This is a genomic window from Curtobacterium subtropicum, assembly GCF_030362975.1.
Taxonomy (GTDB): domain Bacteria; phylum Actinomycetota; class Actinomycetes; order Actinomycetales; family Microbacteriaceae; genus Curtobacterium; species Curtobacterium subtropicum.
On sequence record NZ_JAUCMM010000002.1, the window covers coordinates 1 to 20,997 of the forward strand.

The window sequence follows — 20,997 nt, forward strand, 5'->3', positions numbered from 1 at the left end:
TGTTCCGGTGGTCATAGCGAGAGGGAAACGCCCGGTCACATTCCGAACCCGGAAGCTAAGCCTCTCAGCGCCGATGGTACTGCAAGGGGGACCTTGTGGGAGAGTAGGACGCCGCCGGACTCAACGTAAGTGATGTGGCCATCGGCCCTCCATCGAGAACTCGTAGGGGAGACCCTCGTTCTCGAGGAGGCCGGTGGCCACATCTGTTTCCGCCCGCGGTCGCTCGACTCGCGGTCCGGTTCGTGATGGACTGGACCTGCAGCGAGCACGGACGGCCGTGCGGCACCCACACAACGACACAGCGGACGACAGCCCGGCGCACATCGGCGCGGGTACGCGATGAGGAGCAACGGTGGCGAACGACGACGAGCAGCAGCGCAACGACCGGGATCGCGGAGCGCGGCGCGAAGGCGGCCGCTGGTCGTCCGGACCGCGTGACTTCGAGCGTCGCGAGGGTGATCGTGCGCGGCGCGACGGTGACCGCGGTGGCCGTGACGGCGGGCGTGGAGGTCGTGACGACCGTCGGTCCTTCCGTGACGGTGACCGGTCGTTCGCCGACGGTGGCCGTCGCCCGGCCCGGCAGGGCGACCGTGACGGTGCCGGTCGTCCGCCGCGGGGCGATGGTCCTCGTGGCAGTGATCGTCCCTTCCGTGGTGGTGACGACCGTCGTCCGCAGCGTGAGGGCGGCGACCGTCGCCCCTCCCGCGACGGCGGCGATCGTCGTCCGCAGCGTGACGGGGGCGAGCGTCGTCCGTTCCGTGGTGGCGACGACCGCCGTCCGCAGCGTGACGGGGGTGAGCGTCGTCCGTACCGCGGCGGTGACGACCGCCGTCCGCAGCGTGATGGTGAGGAGCGTCGTCCGTACCGTGGGGGCGATGTCCGTCGTCCGCAGCGCGACGGTGACGAGCGCCGTCCCTACCGCGATCGCGGTGAGCGCGCTCCGTTCCGCGGGGGCGACGACCGTCGTCCGCAGCGTGATGGTGACGAGCGTCGTCCGTACCGTGGGGGCGATGTCCGTCGTCCGCAGCGCGACGGTGACGAGCGCCGTCCGTTCCGCGATCGCGGTGAGCGCGCTCCGTTCCGCGGGGGCGACGACCGTCGTCCACAGCGCGAGGGCGGCGACCGCCGTCCGCAGCGCGACGGCGACCGTCGATCGTTCGGCCGTGGTGACGACCGCGGTGACCGCCCTCGCTTCGGTGACGGCTCCCGGCACGCCGGTGCCCGCTTCGGCGAGGCCGCGCGCGACGACTGGGAGGACCGGGACCCGTACGGCACCCGCTCCGTCCGCCCGCGCCACGACGACCCCGAGATCGACGAGAGCGTCTCGGCGCGCGACCTCGACCCGGCCGCCCGCGCGGAGCTCAAGACGCTCAGCAAGGACAACGCGGACTGGGTGGCGAAGCACCTCGTCATGGCGGCGCTGCTCGTCGACGAGGACCCGGAGACGGCGAACCTCCACGCTCTGAGCGCCGCTCGTCGTGCTGGCCGTGTCGCCGTCGTCCGAGAGACGGCGGCCATCACCGCGTACCGCACGGGCGACTTCGCCACCGCGCTCCGCGAGCTCCGCACCTACCGTCGGATCTCCGGCAAGAACGACCAGCTGCCGATGATGGTGGACTGCGAGCGGGGCCTCGGTCGGCCCGAGCGTGCACTCGAGCTCGGCCGGTCGATCGACCGCGCCGCGCTGGACACGGCGGTGCAGGTCGAACTGGCGATCGCGATGTCGGGCGCCCGGCTCGACCTGGGCAACCCGACGGCTGCCCTCGGCGAGCTCGAGATCCCGCAGCTCGACCCGACCACGGCCTACAGCTGGTCACCGGCCCTCTACAGTGCTTACGCGGCCACGCTCGAGGAGCTCGGCCGTCAGGACGAGGCCGACGAGTGGTGGGCGCGGGTCGACCGGGCCGCCGCCGCCCTGGCTGAGATCGCCGACGAGAACGCATGGGAGACTGTCGATGTGGTCGAGGAAGAAGTCGAAGGACACGACGAGCCCGTCGTCGGTGACGAGTCCGTCGCCGGGGACGAGCACGGAGCCGGAGCGCTCGACGACACCGACCAGCTCGGCGACGACGTCGACCCCGACGACGACCTCGGCGAGATCGACGACGACGACCCCCGCGACGTCGACGGGTCCGCAGCCGACTGAGGTCCCGAGGCCCCCGACGGACGGTGTGGACGTCGTCCTCACGGACCTCGACGGCGTCGTGTACCGCGGGCGGAACGCGATCCCGCACGCGGTCGAGGCGCTCACCCGGGCGTCGGTGACGGCGCGTGTCGGGTACATCACGAACAATGCCTCGCGCCGGCCGTCCGACGTGGCCGAGCACCTGCAGGGCTACGGGCTCGAGGTCTCGGCCGACGACGTCGTGACCTCGTCGCAGGCGGGCGTCCGGCTGCTCGAGACGCTCGTGCCAGCCGGGTCCACCGTGCTGGTGACGGGCGGTGTCGGGCTGACGAGCATCGTCGAGCAGGCGGGCTTCACCGTGACGACGAGCGCCGACGACGCGCCGGCAGCGGTCATCCAGGGGTTCTCACCGGACCTCGGGTGGACGCACCTGGCCGAGGCGTCGTTCGCCCTCGCCGACCCGGACGTGCCGTGGGTCGCGACGAACATGGACTGGTCGATCCCGGTGGAGCGGGGCATCGCGCCCGGCAACGGAACGCTCGTGTCCGCCGTGCACCAGGCCGTCGGCCGGATGCCGGTCGTCGCGGGCAAGCCGGAACGGCCGATCTTCGATGCCGCGATCGCGCGGTTCGGCGGTGAGCACCCGCTGTTCATCGGTGACCGTCTCGACACGGACATCAAGGGCGCGAACGAGGCGGGGATCCCCAGCGTGCTCGTGCTGACGGGCATCGACCAGGCGAAGCAGGTGCTCGCGGCCGACCAGCGCTCGCGTCCGACCTACGTGCTGCAGGACCTGCGCGAGCTGTCCGCGCCCTACCCGGTGACGGTGCGGCGGCAGGACCCGGACGGCACGCGCTACGTCACGGTCGGCGACGCCACCGTCGCGATGCACGGCCACGTCGTGCGGGTGCTGGACGCCGGCTCCCCGATCGACCTGCTCCGGGCGGGCGCGGCGCTCATCTGGGAGTCGGGCCTGGCGATCTACGGCCTCGACGTCGACCCGAAGCTGTACGGCGGCGAGTAGGTTGACCGACGTGCACGACCCGCACCAGCCGCAGACACCAGCGCCGCAGCAGCCCGAGCAGCCGCAGCCGCAGCCGCAGCCGCAGCCGCAGCAGCCGCAGCCGCCCGAGCAGCCGCAGCCGCAGCCGCAGCCGCAGCAGCCCGACGACTTCGCGGCCCGCACCGCCGCTGCCGAGGCCCTGCCCCTGCCCGAGCGCGCCGACGCCTTCTCCGCGCTGCACGACGATCTGCGCACCCGGCTCGAGAGCGGTCAGGCGCCGCACGGTCACAGCTCCGGCCGTGCCGCCGGCGCGTCCCAGGTGTGGGGGAGCGGACGAGGCGACGGCGGCACGGGTGCCTGAGCACGACGACCGCCGACCGGTCCGGCTGGACGCACTGCTCGCCACCCGCGGACTCGTGCGCTCACGGACCGCGGCGGCGAAGCTGGTCCAGGCCGGCCGGGTGACCGTCGACGGGACGGCCGTCGTGAAGCCCTCGGCCCCGGTCGCCCCGGACGCCGAACTCGTCGTGGACACCGAGGACGAGTGGGTGTCCCGCGCGGCGCGGAAGCTCGTCCGCGCGCTCGAGGTCTTCGACGTCGACCCGGGCGGGCGCGTGGTGCTCGACGTGGGTGCCAGCACCGGCGGGTTCACCCAGGTGCTGCTCCACCACGGCGCGGCCCGCGTGGTCGCCCTCGACGTCGGGCACGGCCAGCTCGACCCGGTGATCGCGATCGACGAGCGCGTCCGGGTGGTCGAGGGCTGCAACGCCCGCGACCTCACCGCCGACGACTACGCGGCACTCGACCCCGAGGCGCCCCGCACCAGCCTGGTGGTCGGCGACCTGTCCTTCATCTCCCTGCGCATCGTCCTGCCCGTGCTGGCCGAGGCCGTGCCCGCCGACGAGTTCGTGCTGCTCGTGAAGCCGCAGTTCGAGGTCGGCCGCGGCGGTGTGCGCGAGGGCATCGTGCGCGATCCCGGGCTGCGGAACGACGCGCTGATGAACGTGCTGTGGTCGGCGTGGGATACCGGCCTCGGGACGGTCGGACTCGCCGCGTCGCCGATCGTCGGCACGCACGGCAACCACGAGTACCTCGCGCACTTCCAGCGCCGTGTCGGGGGTGATCCGGCAGGATGGGGGAACCCGACAGCGTGGATCGATCGGGCCACCGAACTCACCGAAGGGGCTGCATGAGCGACGACGACCGGCACATCCTGCTCGTCTCCCACACGGGCCGACAGGACTCCATCGACGCCGCCGTCGAGGTCTGCGACCTGCTCCACGCCGCGGGACTCACCCCGGTGATGCCGTTCGACGAGTACGCCGACGTCCGGCGGGCCGAGGCCTCGGTCGGTCAGGTCGACATCCTGGGCGTCGACGTGCAGGCCGACCAGCTCGAGATCGTCATCGTCCTCGGCGGCGACGGCACGATCCTCCGGGCGGCCGAGCTGGCGCGCGGCACGGGTGCGCCGATCGTCGGCGTGAACCTGGGACACGTCGGGTTCCTCGCCGAGAGCGAGCGCGACGGGCTGCGCGCCACGGTCGAACGCGCCCTGAGCGGCGACTACAAGGTCGAGGAGCGCGTGACGCTCCAGGTCGACGTGGTCGTCGGGCACGAGGTCGTCTACTCGTCGTGGGCGTTGAACGAGGCGACGATCGAGAAGGCCTCCCGTGAGCGCATGCTCGAGGTCGTGACCGAGGTCGACGGTCGTCCGCTGTCGTCCTTCGGCTGCGACGGCGTCGTCGTCGCGACCCCGACGGGGTCCACCGCGTACTCGTTCTCGGGCGGCGGCCCGATCGTCTGGCCGGACGTCGACGCCCTGCTGATGGTGCCGCTCAGCGCGCACGCCCTGTTCGCCCGACCGATCGTCGTCGGTCCCGACTGCACGCTGGCGATCGAGGTCCTGCGGCGGACGAGCGGCGTCGGGGTCCTCTGGTGCGACGGCCGGCGGACGCACGACCTGCCGCCGGGCGCCCGGGTGGAGGTCCGTCGTTCACCCGATCCGGTCCGGGTCGCACGCCTGAAGGACGCCCCGTTCACCGACCGGCTGGTCGCGAAGTTCCAGCTGCCCGTCGCCGGGTGGCGCGGCCCGGCGACCGAGGACGACGCATGATCGAGGAGATCGTCATCTCCGACCTCGGCGTCATCGGCGAGACCACGCTCGAGCTCGGGCCCGGCTTCACCGTCGTCACCGGGGAGACCGGTGCGGGCAAGACCATGATCGTGACGGCGCTCGGGCTGCTGCTCGGTGCGCGCGCGGACGCCGGCTCGGTGCGCCGCGGTGCCTCGAGCGCGGTGGTCGAGGGACGCTGGCACGTACCGGACCACGCCGCCGTCGCGGAGCGTGTCGAGGACGCCGGCGGCACGGTCGAGGACGGCGAGCTCATCCTCACCCGCACGGTCTCCGCCGAGGGCCGCAGCCGCGCGACCGTCGGCGGCCGCAGCGCCCCGGTCGCGGTGCTCGGTGAACTCGCCGACCAGCTGGTGACCGTGCACGGGCAGTCGGACCAGATCCGCCTGACCTCGGCGTCGGCGCAGCGCGCAGCCCTCGACGGGTTCGGTGGCAGGGCCGTGCAGCGGGCGCTGGACGCCTACGTCGCCGCCTACGACACCTGGCAGGCCCACGCCGGCGAGCTGGAGGCGCTCGTGCGGGACCGCGACGACCGCGTCGCCGAGGCCGAGCGGATCCGTGCCGCGTCCGACGAGATCGAGTCGGTGGACCCGCAACCCGGCGAGGACGTCGAGCTCGCGGAGCGTGCCGAACGCCTCGGCAACCTCGAGGAGCTCCGCCTGGCGGCCGGCACCGCCCACGAGGCCCTCTCGAGCGAGTCGCTCGACGGCGTCGCGGACGTGGTCGGCCTGGTCGAGGCAGCGCGCCGCGCCGTCGAGCGCGTCGCCGGGTCGGACCCGGCCCTGCAACCCGTGCTCGAGCAACTGACCGAACTCGGGATCCAGGCGTCGGACGCCTCCGCCGGGCTGTCCAGCTACCTCGGTTCGCTGGAGCCGGACGCCGGCCACGACCTCGAGCTCGTCAACGAGCGCCGGGCGCTCCTGGCGAACCTGACCCGCAAGTACGGCGAGACCGTCGACGACGTCATCGCGTACGGCCAGCGGGCGAGCGATCGGCTCCTGGAGCTCGACGGCGACGACGACCGCATCGTCGCGCTGCAGCAGGCCGTCGAACAGGACGAGCAGGCCCTCGAGCAGACGGCCGCCGCGCTCACGACGGCCCGGACGAAGGCGGCCGGCGACCTGGCGAAGCGGGTCACCGCGGAGCTGCGGACGCTGGCGATGGCCGGCGCGACGCTCGTCGTCGAGGTCACCGACGGTGGCGAGTACCGCCGGCACGGGCGCGACCAGGTCGCGATCCTGCTCCAGCCGCACTCCGGTACCGACCCGCGCCCGATCGGCAAGGGTGCGTCCGGCGGCGAGCTCTCGCGCGTCATGCTCGCGATCGAGGTCGTCATGGCCGGCAGCACGACCGTCCCGACCTTCGTCTTCGACGAGGTGGACGCCGGTGTCGGCGGTGCCGCGGCGATCGAGATCGGTCGGCGGCTCGCGAAGCTCGCGGAGCGCACGCAGGTCATCGTCGTCACGCACCTCGCACAGGTCGCCGCCTTCGCGAACAACCACCTCAACGTCGTCAAGGACGCCAGCGGCGCCGTGACCTCGTCGAGCGTGCGGCGGCTCGAGGGCGAGGAACGGCTCCAGGAGATGGCGCGCCTGCTCTCCGGTCTGGGCGACAGCGCGAGCGGCATCGAGCACGCGCGCGAGCTCCTCGACGTCGCCGGTCAGCGCGCGTAGGCGTCGGTCGGCCTGGAGGCTCGCCCCACCTCCGCCTCTCGGCTCACGCCCGCCCCGTGGTCATCGCGAGACGCCGGCGTCAGCGCGAGACGCCAGCCGTGCGGCGAGACGCCGCCGGAACCTGCCGCGTCTCGCGCGGGCCGTGGCGTCTCGGCGGGGGTGACCGACCGGCGGGCGCAACGCCCGCGGCGAACGCGGGTCGCGCCTCCCGGCAGTTCTGACGTACGATGGAACCCCGTGGCGGACACTCTCAGCGGCGGAACCAATTCTTCGACCTCGACCCCGAAGGTCACGAAGCAGATCTTCGTGACCGGCGGGGTCGTCTCGTCCCTCGGCAAGGGCCTGACGGCGGCCAGCCTCGGCAACCTGCTCACGGCGCGCGGCCTCAAGGTCGTCATGCAGAAGCTCGACCCGTACCTCAACGTGGACCCGGGCACCATGAACCCGTTCCAGCACGGCGAGGTCTTCGTGACCGACGACGGCGCCGAGACGGACCTCGACATCGGGCACTACGAGCGCTTCCTCGACATCGACCTGTCGCAGGCCGCGAACGTCACGACCGGCCAGGTCTACTCGAGCGTCATCGCCAAGGAGCGTCGCGGCGAGTACCTCGGCGACACGGTGCAGGTCATCCCGCACATCACCGACGAGATCAAGCGTCGGATGCGCGAGCAGGCCGAGAACGACCCGCAGCCCGACGTCATCATCACCGAGGTCGGCGGCACGGTCGGTGACATCGAGTCTCAGCCCTTCATCGAGTCCGCGCGCCAGGTCCGTCACGAGCTCGGCCGCAACAACGTGTTCTTCGTGCACGTGTCGCTCGTGCCGTTCATGAGCGCCTCGGGCGAGCAGAAGACCAAGCCGACGCAGCACTCGGTCGCCGCGCTCCGCTCCATCGGCATCCAGCCGGACGCCCTCGTGCTCCGCTCGGACCGCCCGGTGTCGGACGCGAACAAGCGCAAGATCGCCCTGATGTGCGACGTCGACGAGGACGCCGTGGTGAACGCGGTGGACGTGCCGTCGATCTACGACCTCCCGACGCTGCTGCACGACCAGGGCCTCGACCAGGTCATCATCGACGCGCTGAAGCTCGACGCGCACGACGTCGACTGGTCCGCGTGGAACCCCGTCCTCGACGCGGTGCACGAGCCGAAGAAGCACGTGACGATCGCCCTGGTCGGCAAGTACATCGACCTGCCGGACGCCTACCTGTCCGTCACCGAGGCCCTGCGTGCGGGCGGCTTCGCCCACAACGCCAAGGTCACGCTGAAGTGGGTCGTGTCCGACGACTGCACGACGCCCGAGGGTGCCGCGAAGCAGCTCGGCGACGTCGACGGCATCTGCGTCCCCGGCGGCTTCGGCGTGCGCGGCATCGAGGGCAAGCTCGGTGCGCTCCGCTTCGCCCGCGAGCAGGGCATCCCCACGCTCGGCCTGTGCCTCGGCCTGCAGTGCATGGTCATCGAGTACGCCCGGCACGAGGCCGGCCTGACCGACGCGTCGAGCACCGAGTTCGACCCGGAGACCTCGACGCCGGTGATCGCGACGATGGCCGAGCAGGTCGACATCATCGCCGGTGGCGACCTGGGCGGCACGATGCGCCTCGGCCTCTACCCCGCGAAGTTCGCGGACGGGTCGCTCGCCGCGTCGCTGTACGGTGCGCCGGAGGCCTCCGAGCGCCACCGTCACCGCTACGAGGTGAACAACGCCTACCGTCAGCAGATCGCGGACGCCGGCCTGGTGTTCTCGGGCACCTCGCCCGACGGCACCCTCGTCGAGTACGTCGAGCTGCCGCGCGACGTGCACCCGTTCTACATCGCCACGCAGGCGCACCCGGAGCTGCGGTCGCGGCCGACGAAGGCCCACCCGCTGTTCGCCGGGCTGGTCGACGCGGCGATCGCGCGGCACGAGGCGTCCAGCCTGTTCGACCCGGCCGAGGAGTCGGCAGAGGTCGTCGCCTGACGCGACCACCTCACGGACGGGCGCGCCCCGCTCGGCGGCGACGCGAAGCGTTGCGCGGGGCGCGCCGACCGAGCCTGCGAGGGAGGACGGTGCCGGCCGGCACCGCGCCTCCCGTCCGTCGTGGGGTCGCGTTCGGAACCAGGTTCCGCACACGGAACCAAGGAAAAGCGCGGTGCGGTGTCCGGAACCTGGTTCGGCGGGACGTGCGTGCTTGGATGGGTGGGTGACTGCCGCTGACGCCCCCATCGCTGACGAGACCGCCTCCTACGAGGTCACCGAGTCCACCGTCGTGTACGAGGGCGCGGTCTGGGACGTGCGCCGCGACCACGTCGACTACGACGGGCACGACATGGTCCGCGAGTACATCGACCACACCGGCGCCGTGGCCGTCTTCGCGGAGGACGACGAGGGCCGCGTGCTCGTCATCCAGCAGTACCGGCACCCCGTGCAGCTGCGCGACTGGGAGCTGCCGGCCGGACTTCTCGACCACGAGGGCGAGGACCACCTGACCGCCGCGCAGCGGGAGCTCGGTGAAGAGGCGGACCTCGAGGCGGACCACTGGGAGCCCCTGGTCCGCTACAACACGTCGTCCGGCGGCAGCGACGAGTTCATCCAGGTCTACCGGGCCCGCGGGGTCCGTGCGACGGCCTCGGCCTTCGAGCGCGAGGCAGAGGAGGCCGACATCGTGACACGGTGGGTGCCGCGCGCCGAGCTGGTCGAGGGCATCCTCGCCGGCCGGCTGCAGAACTCCGCGCTCGTCGTGGCGACCCTGGCGGTCGACGCGATCGAGCGGGGCGCGGGCAAGCAGGGCACGACGGCGTGACTGCCGACAGCGGGCTCGGTGCCCTCCTGCGGGACGGGTACTGGACGCACGAGCCCGTCGCCGTCGAGCCCGTCATCGACCGCGCCGCACTGCTCGTGACCGCGGAGGAGGGCAGCGACGCCTGGCGGACGACCTCGTACGGATTCGTCCACGACTCGGAGCACGCGCTCCTCCGACCCACCGACCGCGCGTTCGCCGTGGAGGTCTCCTTCGTCCTCGACTTCGCGGAGCAGTTCGATCAGGCCGGGGTGTTCCTGCGGGTCGACGAGCACGAGTGGGTGAAGGCGGGCGTGGAGTTCTCCGACGGGCTGCCGCAGGTCGGGGCCGTCGTGACGCACGGGACCTCCGACTGGTCCGTCGCGCCCGTGCCGTCCTGGACCGGGCGGGTCGTGACGGTGCGCGCGAGCCGCTCCGGTGACGCCGTGACGATCCGGGCCTGGGCCGACGGTGAGGAGCCTCGGCTGGTGCGGGTCGCGCACCTCGACCCGGACGCCGTCATGTCGGCCGGGCTGTTCTGCGCCGCCCCCACCCGGGCCGGACTCACGGTGACCTTCACCGCCTGCCGTTTCGGAGAGCCGGACGCCGGTCTGCACTGACGGCCTCGGCAGTGCGGTCCGGCACTAGCTTTGTGGGGTGATCCCGCTCGACCGTGCCACCGACGCCTACCTGCGGCACGTCGCCGTCGAGCGAGGGCTGTCGCAGCACACGGTCGCGGCCTACCGTCGGGACCTCGCGGTCTTCGCGGAGTGGCTCGCCTCGACGCCGACGATCGACTCCGCGGGCACGGACCGGGCCGGGGGAGCGGCGGCCCTGACGGACGTCGCGCGTCTGACCCGTGCGGACGTCGCCGGGTTCGTCACGCACCTGACCTCGCGCCCGGAGCAGCCGCTCGCGCCCCGGTCGGTGGCGCGGATGCTCAGTTCGGTGCGGTCCTTCACCGCCTTCGCCGCCGCCGAGGGCTGGGTGCCGCTCGACCCGGGCACGGCCGTCCGCCCGCCGAAGGCGCCGTCGCGGCTGCCGAAGGCGATCTCGGTGCACGACATGGAGCGGCTGCTCGGCGCCGCGAGCGCGGTGGACGACGACCCGGTGCAGCTCCGGGACCGGGCACTGCTGGAACTGCTCTACGCCACGGGCGCGCGCATCTCCGAGGCGGTGGGGCTGTCCGTGGACGACGTCGCGACGCTGTCCGACCCCGAGGACGACGAGGGCGACGGGCTGGCGGTCGTGAAGGTCACCGGCAAGGGGAACAAGCAGCGCATCGTGCCGCTCGGCAGCTTCGCGCGGGCGGCGGTCGACGCCTACCTCGTTCGCGCGCGGCCGGTGTTCGCGGCCCGCGGCCCGTCGACCCCGGCGCTCTTCCTCGGTGCCCGCGGTGCTCGGTTGTCGCGGCAGAGCGCGTGGCTCGTGATCCAGGCGGCGGCGGAGCGGGCCGGACTGTCGGCGCACGTGTCGCCGCACACGTTCCGGCACTCGTTCGCGACGCACCTGCTCGAGGGCGGTGCCGACGTCCGTGTCGTGCAGGAGCTGCTCGGGCACGCGAGCGTCGCGACGACGCAGATCTACACGCTCGTCACGGCGGACATGCTGCGCGACGTGTACCAGACGGCGCACCCGCGGGCGCGGCGGTAGCGGCCGCCGGGCTCGGTGGCCCGGGTGAGGGCCGGGGTGACGTGCGGCGCGACGTGCTCGGGCACAAACGGAAGCACGTCGCGCCGTGGAGAACCGTGGCGCGATCTGCTCCCGGTTGTGCGGGGCGCCGAGCGCCGGGCGCGCGGCAGGAGCGGCCGGCGGGCTCAGAACAGGTGGAACTGCGCCGACGCGGCGACCACGCCCGTGGCGACGGCGACCACGAGGGCGCTCGCCGCAGCGCTCCGCCACAGCACGCGCCAGCCGCCGGTCGCGCCGGGACGCACGATCGCGAGGACGCCCGTGACGACGGCCAGCGTGCTCGCGATGCCGACGGGGTTCCACACGACCGACACGGCTGCGAGCAGGACCGCGACGAGCGCCGCCGCCCCGACCCGCTGCACGGAACCGCCGGACGCCCAGGATCCGGTGCGGACCGACGCGCCCTCGACGGAGAACGATGGCCCGGCCGATGCGACGATGACCGGTGCGACGGGCTCCTGCCGTGCCGGGAGCACCCGCGTCGCCCCGCCCCACGCGTGGCCGTCCCACCACCGGAGGCGGTAGGCGTCCTGGGGGTCCGGGAACCAGCCGGCGGCCGGCAGCGTCACGGGGTGCTCCTCGAGGGTGCGGTGGATGGTGCACGTCGACGCTACGCAGCCGGGAGGCACGCCCACAGTCCCACAGCGGGTGTCGGCAACAAGGGGGACCGGCCCACTTGCGCTACGGTCGGTCGGTGACCACCGCCGACGCCGAGACCCTGTCCGCCTTCTGGGCCGCCCGCCGCAACGAGGCACCGGAGCTGTCCGAGACCGTGCCGGAGGCGTGGGCGTTCGGCGCGACGCCCGACCACGCGGACGGCCTGCTCGACCTGGTGCTCCGCGGCATCAAGGACGGCACGGCGTCGTCGATGTGGGACTACGAGGCAACGGGCGACCCGCTGCCCGAGGTCGGCGAGCTCAGCGTCATCCTCGACGGGCGGGGCGAGCCCCGGGCCGTGATCGAGACGACGGACCTGCGGGTCGTCCCGTTCGACCAGGTCGGCGAGGAGCACGCCCGCGCCGAGGGGGAGGGCGACCGCACCCTCGCGCACTGGCGCGCGGTGCACGAGCGCTACTGGCGTGAGCACTCCGAGAACCCGCGCGGGTTCGAACCGGACATGCCGGTGCTGTGCGAGCGCTTCCGCCTGCTGTGGCCGAGACCCTCGGCGAGCTAGTTCCATGCCCTCGAGCGGCTCCTGTGTCGGCGCTTGTGCGGACACCCGTCTTGGGGTCGCCACGCTGCAATTATGAAGCCATGCTGTAGGGCATGGAGCCGACGACGATCTACCGAACTGAACCGATGGCTACAAGAGCGCTCGGCGCGGAAATTCGGCACGATCACGGTCGTTTCGTTGCTCTCTTGGAGCGGGTGAGCGGCCTGCAACTCGATGCATTCAGCTCGGTCGACTGCGAGGTTCGAAGGCTGGTCGAGAGCGACGAGAAGAAGCGGAAGTCTGTCCGTATCGATGTCGAGCTCCAGTTCGGGACCCAAGGTGCGGGAAATACGCGTCTGGTGGGAATCGAGGCGAAGCTCGACCACGAGTTGACCCCGACCCAGGTCGACGAGCAACTGTCGGCCCTAGGCAAGGAGGGGGCGTTGTTCGTCCTCGTCCCACGGAAGAGCCTTGCTCCCGCATGGCTCGAGCAGCGCGAGCGTGTGTGGCGGATCGACTGGGAAGAAACGATTGCCTGCTTCGCGGAACCGCGTTTGCGTTTGGAGGACATCAACGGCGAGGGTCGGCTCCTCAAGACCACTGCGGAGGCTTGGCTGACAGCGTTGCATCTTGACGAACGGCTTGAGGACTGGGACGTAGAGGTACGACGCGGAGGCAGTGGGATGCCATCGGTCGTGTTCGAATCGAAGGCCCTGCCGGATGGCAAGTGCATCCGGGGCCAAATTCAGGTCGTTGGCCGCAGAATGCCTGATCACGAGGATGCCATCAGGTTCGAGGGTTTCCTTGGAATCTCCGTGAACGGAACGGACAAAACGGACTTCCCGTACTTCAGACGGGCGGCCACGCCTCCCGCGTGGATCGGGCATCTCGAACGGCTCCATACATCTGTACTCGAGGGTAGCCACGACATCGCCCAGTTCAGTCAGCGCGCCCCGGGGCGTAGCAAGAAGGACCGAGGCAAGTGGAAAGCGGGACTTATCGAGCGGTTCATGAAGAAGCGATCGTGGCTGGCGAAGGGCTACACGGACTGGTCGCTCGGCCCGAAGACTGTCGACCACACGAAGGAACAACTTCCGGGACTTGCCGACCTGATCGTGCGAGTTGCACGCGGTTGGGAATCGGCCGATCGGGCCGCTTGATCAGAACGCGGGGACGGCCGCCGCGTCGACCTCGTCCATCACGGCCCTCGTCGCAGCGAGCAGCCGGGCGTTGAAGTCGACGCCGAGCTGGTTCGGCACCGTGACGAGCACGGTGTCCGCGGCCCGCACGGCGGCGTCGGCGGCGAGCTCGGCCACGAGCTGCTCCGGCTCCCCGATGTACGAGCGGCCGAACCGGGCGAGACCGCCGTCGAGGTGCCCGACCTGGTCCTGCCCCTCGACCTGCGCACGGACCCCGAAGTAGTGCCGCGACTCGTCGTCGGTGATCGGGATGATGCTGCGCGACACCGAGACGCGCGGTGTCCGCTCCCAGCCCATCTCGGCCCAGGTGGTCCGGAAGCGTTCGATCTGCTCGGCCTGCAGCTGGTCGAAGGGCACGCCGGTGTCCTCGGTGAGCAGGGTCGACGACATGAGGTTCATCCCCTGCTCGGCCGTCCACTCGGCGGTCGCGCGGGTGCCGGCGCCCCACCAGATCCGGTCGGGCAGCGTGTCGGACAATGGGGACACCGCCAGCGACCCGGTGGACCCGGTCATCTGCGGGTTCGCGTGCGCCATCGGCTCCCCGGCGATCGCGCGGCGGAAGACGTCGGTGTGGGAGCGTGCCATGTCGCCGCCGTTGGCGTCGTGCGCCTCGGGGACGTAGCCGAACTGCTGGTACCCGGCGAGGGCGGTCTCGGGTGACCCCCGCGAGACGCCGAGCTGCAGTCGGCCGCCGGAGATGAGGTCGGTGGCCGCGGCCTCCTCGGCCATGTACAGCGGGTTCTCGTAGCGCATGTCGATCACGCCGGTGCCGATCTCGATCCGACTGGTCCGGGCGGCGATCGCCGAGAGCAGCGGGAACGGTGCCGCCTGCTGCGGGGCGAAGTGGTGCACGCGGAAGTACGCGCCGTCGACGCCCGACTCCTCGGCTGCGACGGCGAGGTCGATCGCCTGCACGAGGGCCTCGCGGCCGCTGCGGACACGCGAGCCCGGCACGTCGCGCCAGTGCCCGAAGGACAGGAACCCGATCTTCGTCATGCCGATGCGAACGCATGCTGCTGCCGCCGCATTCCGACGCGACTACGGTCGTCGGCATGGACGACCCACGCACGGCGCTGACGGACGAACGGCGGCGCAACGAGCGGCTGCTCGCCGACGTCGAGCGCAGCATGCGGGACGTCAGCGACGCGCGCCAGGACGCCAACTCGGACGACGAGCACGACCCCGAGGGTGCGACCCTCGCCTGGGAGCGCGGCTCGCTCGGTGCGGTGCGCGACGACGCGCGGAACCGGATCCGCCTGGTCGACGCGGCGCTCGCGCGGCTCGAGGCCGGCACCTACGGGCGGTGCACCGTCGACGGTGAACCGATCCCGGCGGCCCGTCTGGACGCGGTCCCGTGGGCCGCGACGTGCGTCGCACACGCGTGACGAGCCTCCCGGCCGGTGGGGCACGCTGCCGACGGTCTGGCGGCCGGACCGGGACGGGCACGTCTGCACGGGACGCCGCGCAGTGCGTGGGACGCCGCCGCATCTGGGTCCGCCTCGGTGAGACCGTGGCGTCTCGACGGAACGGTGGACGGGAGGCGCGGTGCACCCCCGCCCCGCTCCCCACGTCGCGTGGACCGGTTGCGCCGCCGTTTCCCAGCCGCGCGCCCTAGGTTGCCGCCATGGACGACACCCACGAGCGACCCGACGCGGTCGTGCGTGCCGACACCACGGCCCCCGAGACCGACGCCGACGACCGTCACCGCCGCTTCCGGTGGTTCCGTCGGATGCGCGCGTGGATCCACGCACGGCCGGGCGTGCACCTGTTCTACAAGGTGCTCGTCGGGATCGTCGGCGGGCTCGTCGTGGTCATCGGGCTGATCCTCGTGCCGCTGCCCGGTCCGGGGTGGCTCGTGGTGTTCATCGGCCTGACCATCCTGGCCAGCGAGTTCCACTTCTTCCACCGCATCATCACGTGGCTGCGCGCACAGCTGCACCGCTTCTGGGACTGGGCGAAGGCGCACGGGCCGCAGTGGCTGCGGAAGGCGGCCGACCGGGGCAAGGCCGACGTCGACGCGGCCCACGCCGATGCACACCGCAGCACCGGGGTGCGGGCGCAGCGGCCGAACCGGGCGCGACCGGGGCACTGACCGCCGGCTGCGTCGGTCGGGCCGGGGCTACTCGGCGACGGTCCGGACGGAGCCCGTCGCCGTGCGCTCGACGGTCTCGGCGGCGCGCTCCTCGACACCGGCCGCGCTGCGCGACGCGACCTGCAGCACGAGCGCGGTCGCCGCTGCGAGGACGATGAAGGCGCCGTACCCGGCGAGCACCGGCACGAAGCCGAACGCCGGCTCGACCAGCCCCGCCACGACCGCAGGCACCCCGAACGCCAGGTAGCTGACGATGTAGACCGACGACAGCAGCCCGGCGCGGTGCGTGGGGGCGGCGGTCGCCAGCAGCATCCGCAGCGGCGCCTGGAACCCCGCACCGAAGCCGACGCCCGCGATCGCGCTGCCGACGACGAGCCCGGGCAGCGAGTGCGCGAACACGAACGACACGGTGACGACCGGGCCGACGATGAGCGCGACGAGGCCGAGGAACAGGCTCCGCCGCGTGTCGAGGCGCTGGATCGCGAGCCCCGTCAGCCCGCCGACACCGGTGACGACGGCGATCAGGGCTCCGGCCGCGAAGTGGTCGTGGATGCCGAAGACCGCGCCGAGGGCCGACGGCACGAGCGACAGGAACAGTCCTCCCAGTGCCCAGCTGGCGACGAGCGCGCCGGCGACGCCGCGGAACAGCGCTCGCGAGGCCCGGGGGACGGACACCGTCGGGCGGAGGGAGCGGAGCGCACCCGGTCGGCGGGTGACCCGCTCGGGCACGACGACCAGGGCGGCGACGAGGAGCAGCAGGAGTGCGCCGAACAGCACGTAGACGAGCTGCTCCGGCGCCGGGCCCCACTCGACCAGGGCGCCGCTCGACACCGCGCCGGTGGCCAGGGCGAAGGGTGGGACGGCACCGTTCAGGACGCCGGCGAGCGACGGGAAGCGCTCGAGCGAGTTGTCGATGAGCGCCGCGCCGAGGGCCCCGATGAGCAGCCCGACCGCGACGCCCTGCACGATGCGGTCGAGCACGAGCGCCCCGAAGCCGTCGGCGCCGGTGAACAGCACGAGCGAGGCGACGAGCAGCAGGCCGCCGACGACGAGCACGGGCTTCCGGCCGACGTGGTCGGAGAGCCGCCCGGCGACGAGCATCGTGACGAGGAGCCCGGCGACGTAGATCGCGAACACTCCCGTGAGCATGAGCGGTGTGAGGTCCCACTCGGCGGCGTAGACGGGGTAGATCGGCGAGGGCACCGAGGACGACGCCATCGCCACGAAGAGCATGGCGGCGAGGATCCAGAACCCCGCGACTCCGCGTGCTGACTGCATGGTGGCACCTTCCCGTCGGATTGACTGCTGTACGAGCACATTCGTACAGGAGGTGCTTGTACGACGCAAGTCGTACTGTCTGGTCGGCGGTGCTACCGTCGTCGCATGCCCGTCGCGCCCGTGGACTCCGCCGTCACGCCAGAACGCCTGCCGCAGCCGACCGTCGCCGAGATGGACCTGCCGGTCGTGCTCGACGCGCTGAGCGACCCGATCCGGCTCACGATCCTGCACCGCTACCTGGTCGACGCGGCGGGCGGGGTGCGCAGCTGCGGGTGGGTCGGGGTCGACCGGCCGAAGTCGACGCTGACGCACCACTTCCGCGTGCTGCGCGAAGCCGGCCTGCTCGAGCAGCACCAGGAGGGCCTGACGCGGTCGAGCCGGGTCCGCACCGAGGACGTGCAGCAGCGCTTCCCCGGGCTGCTCGACCTGGTGGCCGCGTGGCAGGTGCCCGCGTCCGTCATGCGCACGGAGGTCCCCGCGTGACCCAGCGGGCACGTGCAGCAGCGGCACACGAGCTGCCGACGATCAGGACCGACCCTGCCGTGACGACGGCGCTCGCCGCGGACCTCGACGCCGCGGGCTTCACCGTCGAGCGCATCGACGCGCTCTGGGGTGCCGAGGCCGCCGCGTCGCTGCACCGCGGGTCACGGGTCGCCGCGCTGCGGGCACTCGCCGCGCGGGAGACCACCCCGCTGACCACCCTCGCGACGCTGTTCGTGCTCGGCCTGCCGGTCGACCGGGCCGACGCCGAGCGGGCGTTCCCGACGGCGGGGCTCGACCGGGTCACGGCCGCCGGGGTCCTGCGCACCGACGACGGCTCGGGCCGCGACGAGATCGACGACTCCGGGCTGCCGGACACCGAGCACCGACGGGTGCACCCGACCGTCGACCTGCGGCCCTACGCCTTCGTCGACGACCAGGGCGCCGGCAGCTGGTGGATCGTCTCGGACCTCGGGGAGCTCGCACTCGGCACCGCCCTGGGCGAGGAGCACGTGCTCGGCATCGGCGGTGCGACCACCACGCTCTCCGGGCTGCAGGTGCCGGTGCCGGTGCGACGGGTGCTCGACCTCGGGACCGGGTGCGGCATCCAGGCCATGCACGCGCGGCGCTTCGCCGAGCAGGTCGTCGCCACGGACATCTCGCGCCGCGCGCTCGACATCGCCCGGTTCAACGCCGCGCTCAACGGCATCGACGGCATCGAGTTCCGGCTCGGCTCGCTGTACGAGCCGGTCGCGGGGGAGCGCTTCGACCGCATCGTGTCGAACCCGCCGTTCGTCATCACCCCGCGACGCGACGACGTGCCGTCCTACGAGTACCGCGACGGCGGCATGGTCGGCGACGCGCTCGTCGAGACCGTGCTCCGCGGGCTCGCCGACCACCTGGAGCCCGGCGGGACCGCGCAGCTGCTCGGCAACTGGGAGTACCGCTGGGGCGTGGACGGGCTCGACCGGGTGCGCTCGTGGTTCGCCGACGCCGAGGACCTCGACCTGTGGGTCGTCGAACGGGAGCGCGAGGACCCGCCCGCCTACGCCGAGACCTGGATCCGCGACGGCGGCACGAAGCCCGGCACCGAGGCGTTCGACCGGCTCGTGGACGCCTGGCTCGACGACTTCGCCTCGCGGCGGGTCACCGGGGTCGGCTTCGGGTACGTGGTCGTCCGGCGTACGTCGGCGACGGACCCCGGCCGGCCGGGAGGCGCGGCTCGCCTCCGCCGCACCGAGCGCGTCCCCGAGGCGCTCGGGTCCAACCCCGTGGGGCTCGGCGCGACGGTCGCCCGGGTGCTCGACGCTGCCGAGTGGCTCGCGGCGACCGACGACCGGGCCCTCGCCGCCGCACACCTGCGGGTCGCCGGGGACGTCACCGAGGAGCGGCACTACTGGCCCGGCAACGACGACCCGACGGTGATCACGCTCGTGCAGGGCGGCGGCTTCGGCCGGCGGGTGGACGCGGACACGGCGCTCGCCGCGTTCGTGGGTGCCTGCGACGGGGACCTGTCGGTCGCGGCGATCGTCGGCGCCCTCGCGCAGATCACCGGCGTCGACGAGGACGCGCTCACGGCGGACCTGCTGCCGCGCGTGCGCGACCTGGTGCTGGACGGCCTGCTGCTCGCACCGACGTCCTGAGCGCGCGCCGCGCCTGGCGTCCGGTCAGCGGGAGCGGTGGTCCCGCCACGAGTGCTCGGGCGCGTAGCCGAGGAGCTCGCGGGCCTTCTCGCTCGACAGCAGCGAACTCGTCCCGTCGATGTCCGTGCGGCGCTCGATGTCCGGCACGAATCGTTCCACGAGCTCGATCGTCGGGGTGTCCATCACGGTGTCGGGGCTCGCGATGACGAACGCCTCGAACCCGGTGAGCTCGGCCTCGAGCGACTTCCGCACCGCCTGCGCCCCGTCGCGGGAGTCGATGTACGACCACAGGTTGAACGTCTTGGCCTCCGGCGAGGCGTCCCACGGGAAGGACGGGTAGTCGGTCTCGTCCATCACGTTCGAGAACCGCAGCCCGATCATCTTCAGCTCCGGGTCCCAGCGGGTGAAGTGGCGGGCCATCTCCTCCTCGACGGCCTTGCCGAGCGAGTACGACGACTGCGGTCGGACCGCGAACTCCTCGTCGACGGGCAGGTACGGCGGGTGGTGCTCGCCCATCGGGATGCCGAGCAGGGTCTCGCTCGACGCCCACACGACGTTCTTGATGCGTGCGACCCGGGCGGCGTGGAAGACGTTGATCGACGCGGTGACGTTGTTCGTGATCAGTGCCACGTCGGGCACCTGGCCGGGTGCGGGCACGGCCGCGAGGTGCACGACGGCGTCGACGCGGTCGTAGCGGTCGTCGATGCCGGTCAGCGCGCCGAGGACCTGGCCGTAGTCGCTCAGGTCGATGCGGACGAACGGCACCCGCTCGGGCTTGTCGGGGGAGGGCACCCGGTCGAGCAGGACGACGTCGTACCCGTGCTCGTCGAGGTCGCGGACGACCGCCCGTCCGAGCTTGCCGCTGCCTCCGGTCACCACAACACGCGTCATCGCGTCACTCCACATCGTCGTCGGACGGCCTGGTCGGCCTGGTCCCATCCTGCCGTGCACGCCCGCGTCGGGACCAGGCACTGGTGGTACCTGTCCGGGCGGCGCAGCACGGTGCGCGGGGTCCGGGGCGGGTCGGCGCTCAGGCGGAGGCGGTGGTCACCGACTGCGCGACCGCCAGTCGGGCGACGAGCTCGACGTGCTCGGCCATGTCCCGCGACGGGTCGTAGAGCCACTGGATCTGCATGCCGTCCGAGATCGCCAGCAGCACGCTCGCCAGCTGCTCGGTGTTCACGTCGGTGCGGAGTCGACCGTCCTGCTGCATGGCCCGGAAGTCCCGGGCGAAGTCGTCGCGGCTGCGCTCGTAGCGCTCGCGGAAGTACTCGTGCGCGGGGTGCTCGGCGTCGGTCGCGGCGGCGGCGGACAGGTTCACGAACATCTGCACGAGGCCGGGGACCTCGGTGTTGTGCCGGACGATCGCGGCGAGGAACGCGCCGGGGTCCTCGGCGGCGGTGCCCCAGTCGTGCGCCAGGTCGACCTCGTCGCGACGGCGGAGGATCTCCACCCAGAGGTCGTCCTTCGAGTCGAAGTAGTGCAGCAGCCCGGCCTGGGTGAGCCCGACCGCGTCGGCGATGTCCTTGATGCTCGTCCGCCGGAAGCCCTGCCGTGCGACGAGGTCGAGCGCGACCGTGAGGATCTCCTCGCGCTTCGCGATGCCCTTCGCGTACGAACCCCGTCGTGCCATGGCGCGAGCGTACCGCCCGTTCCGGAGCCGAGAAACCTACTCACGATAGGTTTTGCCTGCTACGCTGACGCCAGCCGCCGACGAGGGCGCGCGGAGGTCATGCCCCGACGCCCGTCGCACAACGAAGGGACCGACCA

21 protein-coding genes and 1 rRNA gene are annotated in these 20,997 nt (G+C 72.4%); 17 read left to right on the plus strand and 5 right to left on the minus strand.

Translation table 11 applies throughout. From position 1 onward, the window contains the following. The first annotated feature begins 3 nt into the window (after positions 1 to 3). The 11 genes from rrf to QUG98_RS03240 all read left to right on the plus strand — a co-directional run bounded on the left by rrf (position 4) and on the right by QUG98_RS03240 (position 11,343). Positions 4 to 120 (plus strand): 5S ribosomal RNA (rrf, locus tag QUG98_RS03190). 232 nt (positions 121 to 352) lie between these two features. Beyond that, complete coding sequence (locus QUG98_RS03195) at positions 353 to 2,146, plus strand: hypothetical protein (RefSeq protein WP_289469189.1); 1,794 nt, start codon at positions 353 to 355, stop codon at positions 2,144 to 2,146. 25 nt (positions 2,147 to 2,171) lie between these two features. Beyond that, entirely contained in the window at positions 2,172 to 3,149 is a 978-nt protein-coding gene (locus tag QUG98_RS03200; protein WP_289469190.1) for an HAD-IIA family hydrolase, read from the plus strand. Between the two features lie 10 nt (positions 3,150 to 3,159). Further along, positions 3,160 to 3,489, plus strand: coding sequence for a hypothetical protein (locus tag QUG98_RS03205; protein ID WP_289469191.1), 330 nt, complete (start codon positions 3,160 to 3,162; stop codon positions 3,487 to 3,489). Beyond that, positions 3,482 to 4,321, plus strand: a complete 840-nt coding sequence (locus tag QUG98_RS03210) for a TlyA family RNA methyltransferase (RefSeq protein WP_289469192.1) — start codon at positions 3,482 to 3,484, stop codon at positions 4,319 to 4,321. The genes QUG98_RS03205 and QUG98_RS03210 overlap by 8 nt, the downstream gene beginning before the upstream one ends. Continuing rightward, on the plus strand, positions 4,318 to 5,241 hold the full coding sequence (locus tag QUG98_RS03215; protein WP_289469193.1) for an NAD kinase: 924 nt from the start codon (positions 4,318 to 4,320) through the stop codon (positions 5,239 to 5,241). The genes QUG98_RS03210 and QUG98_RS03215 overlap by 4 nt, the downstream gene beginning before the upstream one ends. Beyond that, positions 5,238 to 6,932: a DNA repair protein RecN gene (gene recN, locus QUG98_RS03220; RefSeq protein ID WP_289469194.1), complete on the plus strand. Its 1,695-nt coding sequence runs from the start codon at positions 5,238 to 5,240 to the stop codon at positions 6,930 to 6,932. Before QUG98_RS03215 ends, recN begins: the two co-directional genes overlap by 4 nt. 237 nt (positions 6,933 to 7,169) lie before the next feature. After that, positions 7,170 to 8,891, plus strand: a complete 1,722-nt coding sequence (pyrG, locus tag QUG98_RS03225) for a CTP synthase (protein WP_289469195.1) — start codon at positions 7,170 to 7,172, stop codon at positions 8,889 to 8,891. A 223-nt stretch (positions 8,892 to 9,114) separates the two neighbouring features. After that, positions 9,115 to 9,714 (plus strand): NUDIX domain-containing protein, encoded by a 600-nt coding sequence (locus QUG98_RS03230; protein ID WP_289469196.1) that lies wholly within the window; start codon positions 9,115 to 9,117, stop codon positions 9,712 to 9,714. Continuing rightward, positions 9,711 to 10,310: a DUF1349 domain-containing protein gene (locus QUG98_RS03235; RefSeq protein ID WP_289469198.1), complete on the plus strand. Its 600-nt coding sequence runs from the start codon at positions 9,711 to 9,713 to the stop codon at positions 10,308 to 10,310. Before QUG98_RS03230 ends, QUG98_RS03235 begins: the two co-directional genes overlap by 4 nt. Before the next feature lie 40 nt (positions 10,311 to 10,350). Beyond that, positions 10,351 to 11,343: a site-specific tyrosine recombinase XerD gene (locus tag QUG98_RS03240; protein ID WP_289469563.1), complete on the plus strand. Its 993-nt coding sequence runs from the start codon at positions 10,351 to 10,353 to the stop codon at positions 11,341 to 11,343. 164 nt (positions 11,344 to 11,507) lie between these two features. On the opposite strand, the gene QUG98_RS03245 is transcribed toward QUG98_RS03240, so the two are convergent. Next, a complete protein-coding gene (locus QUG98_RS03245; RefSeq protein ID WP_289469199.1) occupies positions 11,508 to 11,951 on the minus strand; it encodes a DUF2510 domain-containing protein in 444 nt (147 codons plus the stop codon). A gap of 125 nt (positions 11,952 to 12,076) precedes the next feature. On the opposite strand from QUG98_RS03245, the gene QUG98_RS03250 reads away from it, so the two are divergent. Both QUG98_RS03250 and QUG98_RS03255 read left to right on the plus strand, forming a co-directional pair. Beyond that, complete coding sequence (locus tag QUG98_RS03250) at positions 12,077 to 12,556, plus strand: ASCH domain-containing protein (protein ID WP_289469200.1); 480 nt, start codon at positions 12,077 to 12,079, stop codon at positions 12,554 to 12,556. Between the two features lie 92 nt (positions 12,557 to 12,648). Beyond that, entirely contained in the window at positions 12,649 to 13,695 is a 1,047-nt protein-coding gene (locus QUG98_RS03255) for a hypothetical protein (RefSeq protein ID WP_289469201.1), read from the plus strand. On the opposite strand, the gene QUG98_RS03260 is transcribed toward QUG98_RS03255, so the two are convergent. Continuing rightward, positions 13,696 to 14,730 (minus strand): LLM class flavin-dependent oxidoreductase, encoded by a 1,035-nt coding sequence (locus tag QUG98_RS03260; RefSeq protein ID WP_434533412.1) that lies wholly within the window; start codon positions 14,728 to 14,730, stop codon positions 13,696 to 13,698. It lies immediately after the preceding gene. Between the two features lie 56 nt (positions 14,731 to 14,786). On the opposite strand from QUG98_RS03260, the gene QUG98_RS03265 reads away from it, so the two are divergent. Both QUG98_RS03265 and QUG98_RS03270 read left to right on the plus strand, forming a co-directional pair. Beyond that, positions 14,787 to 15,119, plus strand: coding sequence for a TraR/DksA family transcriptional regulator (locus QUG98_RS03265; RefSeq protein WP_289469202.1), 333 nt, complete (start codon positions 14,787 to 14,789; stop codon positions 15,117 to 15,119). 239 nt (positions 15,120 to 15,358) lie between these two features. After that, on the plus strand, positions 15,359 to 15,826 hold the full coding sequence (locus QUG98_RS03270) for a TIGR02611 family protein (RefSeq protein ID WP_289469203.1): 468 nt from the start codon (positions 15,359 to 15,361) through the stop codon (positions 15,824 to 15,826). 27 nt (positions 15,827 to 15,853) lie between these two features. Here the strand turns inward: QUG98_RS03270 and QUG98_RS03275 are convergent, their stop codons facing one another. Continuing rightward, positions 15,854 to 17,104, minus strand: a complete 1,251-nt coding sequence (locus QUG98_RS03275; RefSeq protein WP_289469204.1) for an MFS transporter — start codon at positions 17,102 to 17,104, stop codon at positions 15,854 to 15,856. Between the two features lie 105 nt (positions 17,105 to 17,209). Here QUG98_RS03275 and QUG98_RS03280 point away from each other — a divergent pair, with 105 nt between their 5' ends. Both QUG98_RS03280 and QUG98_RS03285 read left to right on the plus strand, forming a co-directional pair. After that, on the plus strand, positions 17,210 to 17,587 hold the full coding sequence (locus tag QUG98_RS03280; RefSeq protein ID WP_289469205.1) for an ArsR/SmtB family transcription factor: 378 nt from the start codon (positions 17,210 to 17,212) through the stop codon (positions 17,585 to 17,587). Continuing rightward, on the plus strand, positions 17,584 to 19,227 hold the full coding sequence (locus QUG98_RS03285; RefSeq protein ID WP_434533413.1) for a DUF7059 domain-containing protein: 1,644 nt from the start codon (positions 17,584 to 17,586) through the stop codon (positions 19,225 to 19,227). The genes QUG98_RS03280 and QUG98_RS03285 overlap by 4 nt, the downstream gene beginning before the upstream one ends. 24 nt (positions 19,228 to 19,251) lie before the next feature. Here the strand turns inward: QUG98_RS03285 and QUG98_RS03290 are convergent, their stop codons facing one another. Then, complete coding sequence (locus QUG98_RS03290; RefSeq protein ID WP_289469206.1) at positions 19,252 to 20,118, minus strand: NAD-dependent epimerase/dehydratase family protein; 867 nt, start codon at positions 20,116 to 20,118, stop codon at positions 19,252 to 19,254. A gap of 139 nt (positions 20,119 to 20,257) precedes the next feature. Continuing rightward, positions 20,258 to 20,860, minus strand: a complete 603-nt coding sequence (locus QUG98_RS03295) for a TetR/AcrR family transcriptional regulator (RefSeq protein WP_289469207.1) — start codon at positions 20,858 to 20,860, stop codon at positions 20,258 to 20,260. Between the last annotated feature and the right edge of the window lie 137 nt (positions 20,861 to 20,997).

What these genes read in the sequence shown, in the direction of transcription:
- QUG98_RS03275 (WP_289469204.1), bottom strand. Translation starts at nt 17,104, where the DNA reads ATGCAGTCAGCACGCGGAGTCGCGGGGTTCTGGATCCTCGCCGCCATG.
- QUG98_RS03295 (WP_289469207.1), bottom strand. Translation starts at nt 20,860, where the DNA reads ATGGCACGACGGGGTTCGTACGCGAAGGGCATCGCGAAGCGCGAGGAG.
- QUG98_RS03265 (WP_289469202.1), top strand. Translation starts at nt 14,787, where the DNA reads ATGGACGACCCACGCACGGCGCTGACGGACGAACGGCGGCGCAACGAG.
- QUG98_RS03290 (WP_289469206.1), bottom strand. Translation starts at nt 20,118, where the DNA reads ATGACGCGTGTTGTGGTGACCGGAGGCAGCGGCAAGCTCGGACGGGCG.
- QUG98_RS03280 (WP_289469205.1), top strand. Translation starts at nt 17,210, where the DNA reads ATGCCCGTCGCGCCCGTGGACTCCGCCGTCACGCCAGAACGCCTGCCG.
- QUG98_RS03260 (WP_434533412.1), bottom strand. Translation starts at nt 14,730, where the DNA reads ATGACGAAGATCGGGTTCCTGTCCTTCGGGCACTGGCGCGACGTGCCG.
- recN (WP_289469194.1), top strand. Translation starts at nt 5,238, where the DNA reads ATGATCGAGGAGATCGTCATCTCCGACCTCGGCGTCATCGGCGAGACC.
- QUG98_RS03255 (WP_289469201.1), top strand. Translation starts at nt 12,649, where the DNA reads ATGGAGCCGACGACGATCTACCGAACTGAACCGATGGCTACAAGAGCG.
- QUG98_RS03215 (WP_289469193.1), top strand. Translation starts at nt 4,318, where the DNA reads ATGAGCGACGACGACCGGCACATCCTGCTCGTCTCCCACACGGGCCGA.
- QUG98_RS03270 (WP_289469203.1), top strand. Translation starts at nt 15,359, where the DNA reads ATGGACGACACCCACGAGCGACCCGACGCGGTCGTGCGTGCCGACACC.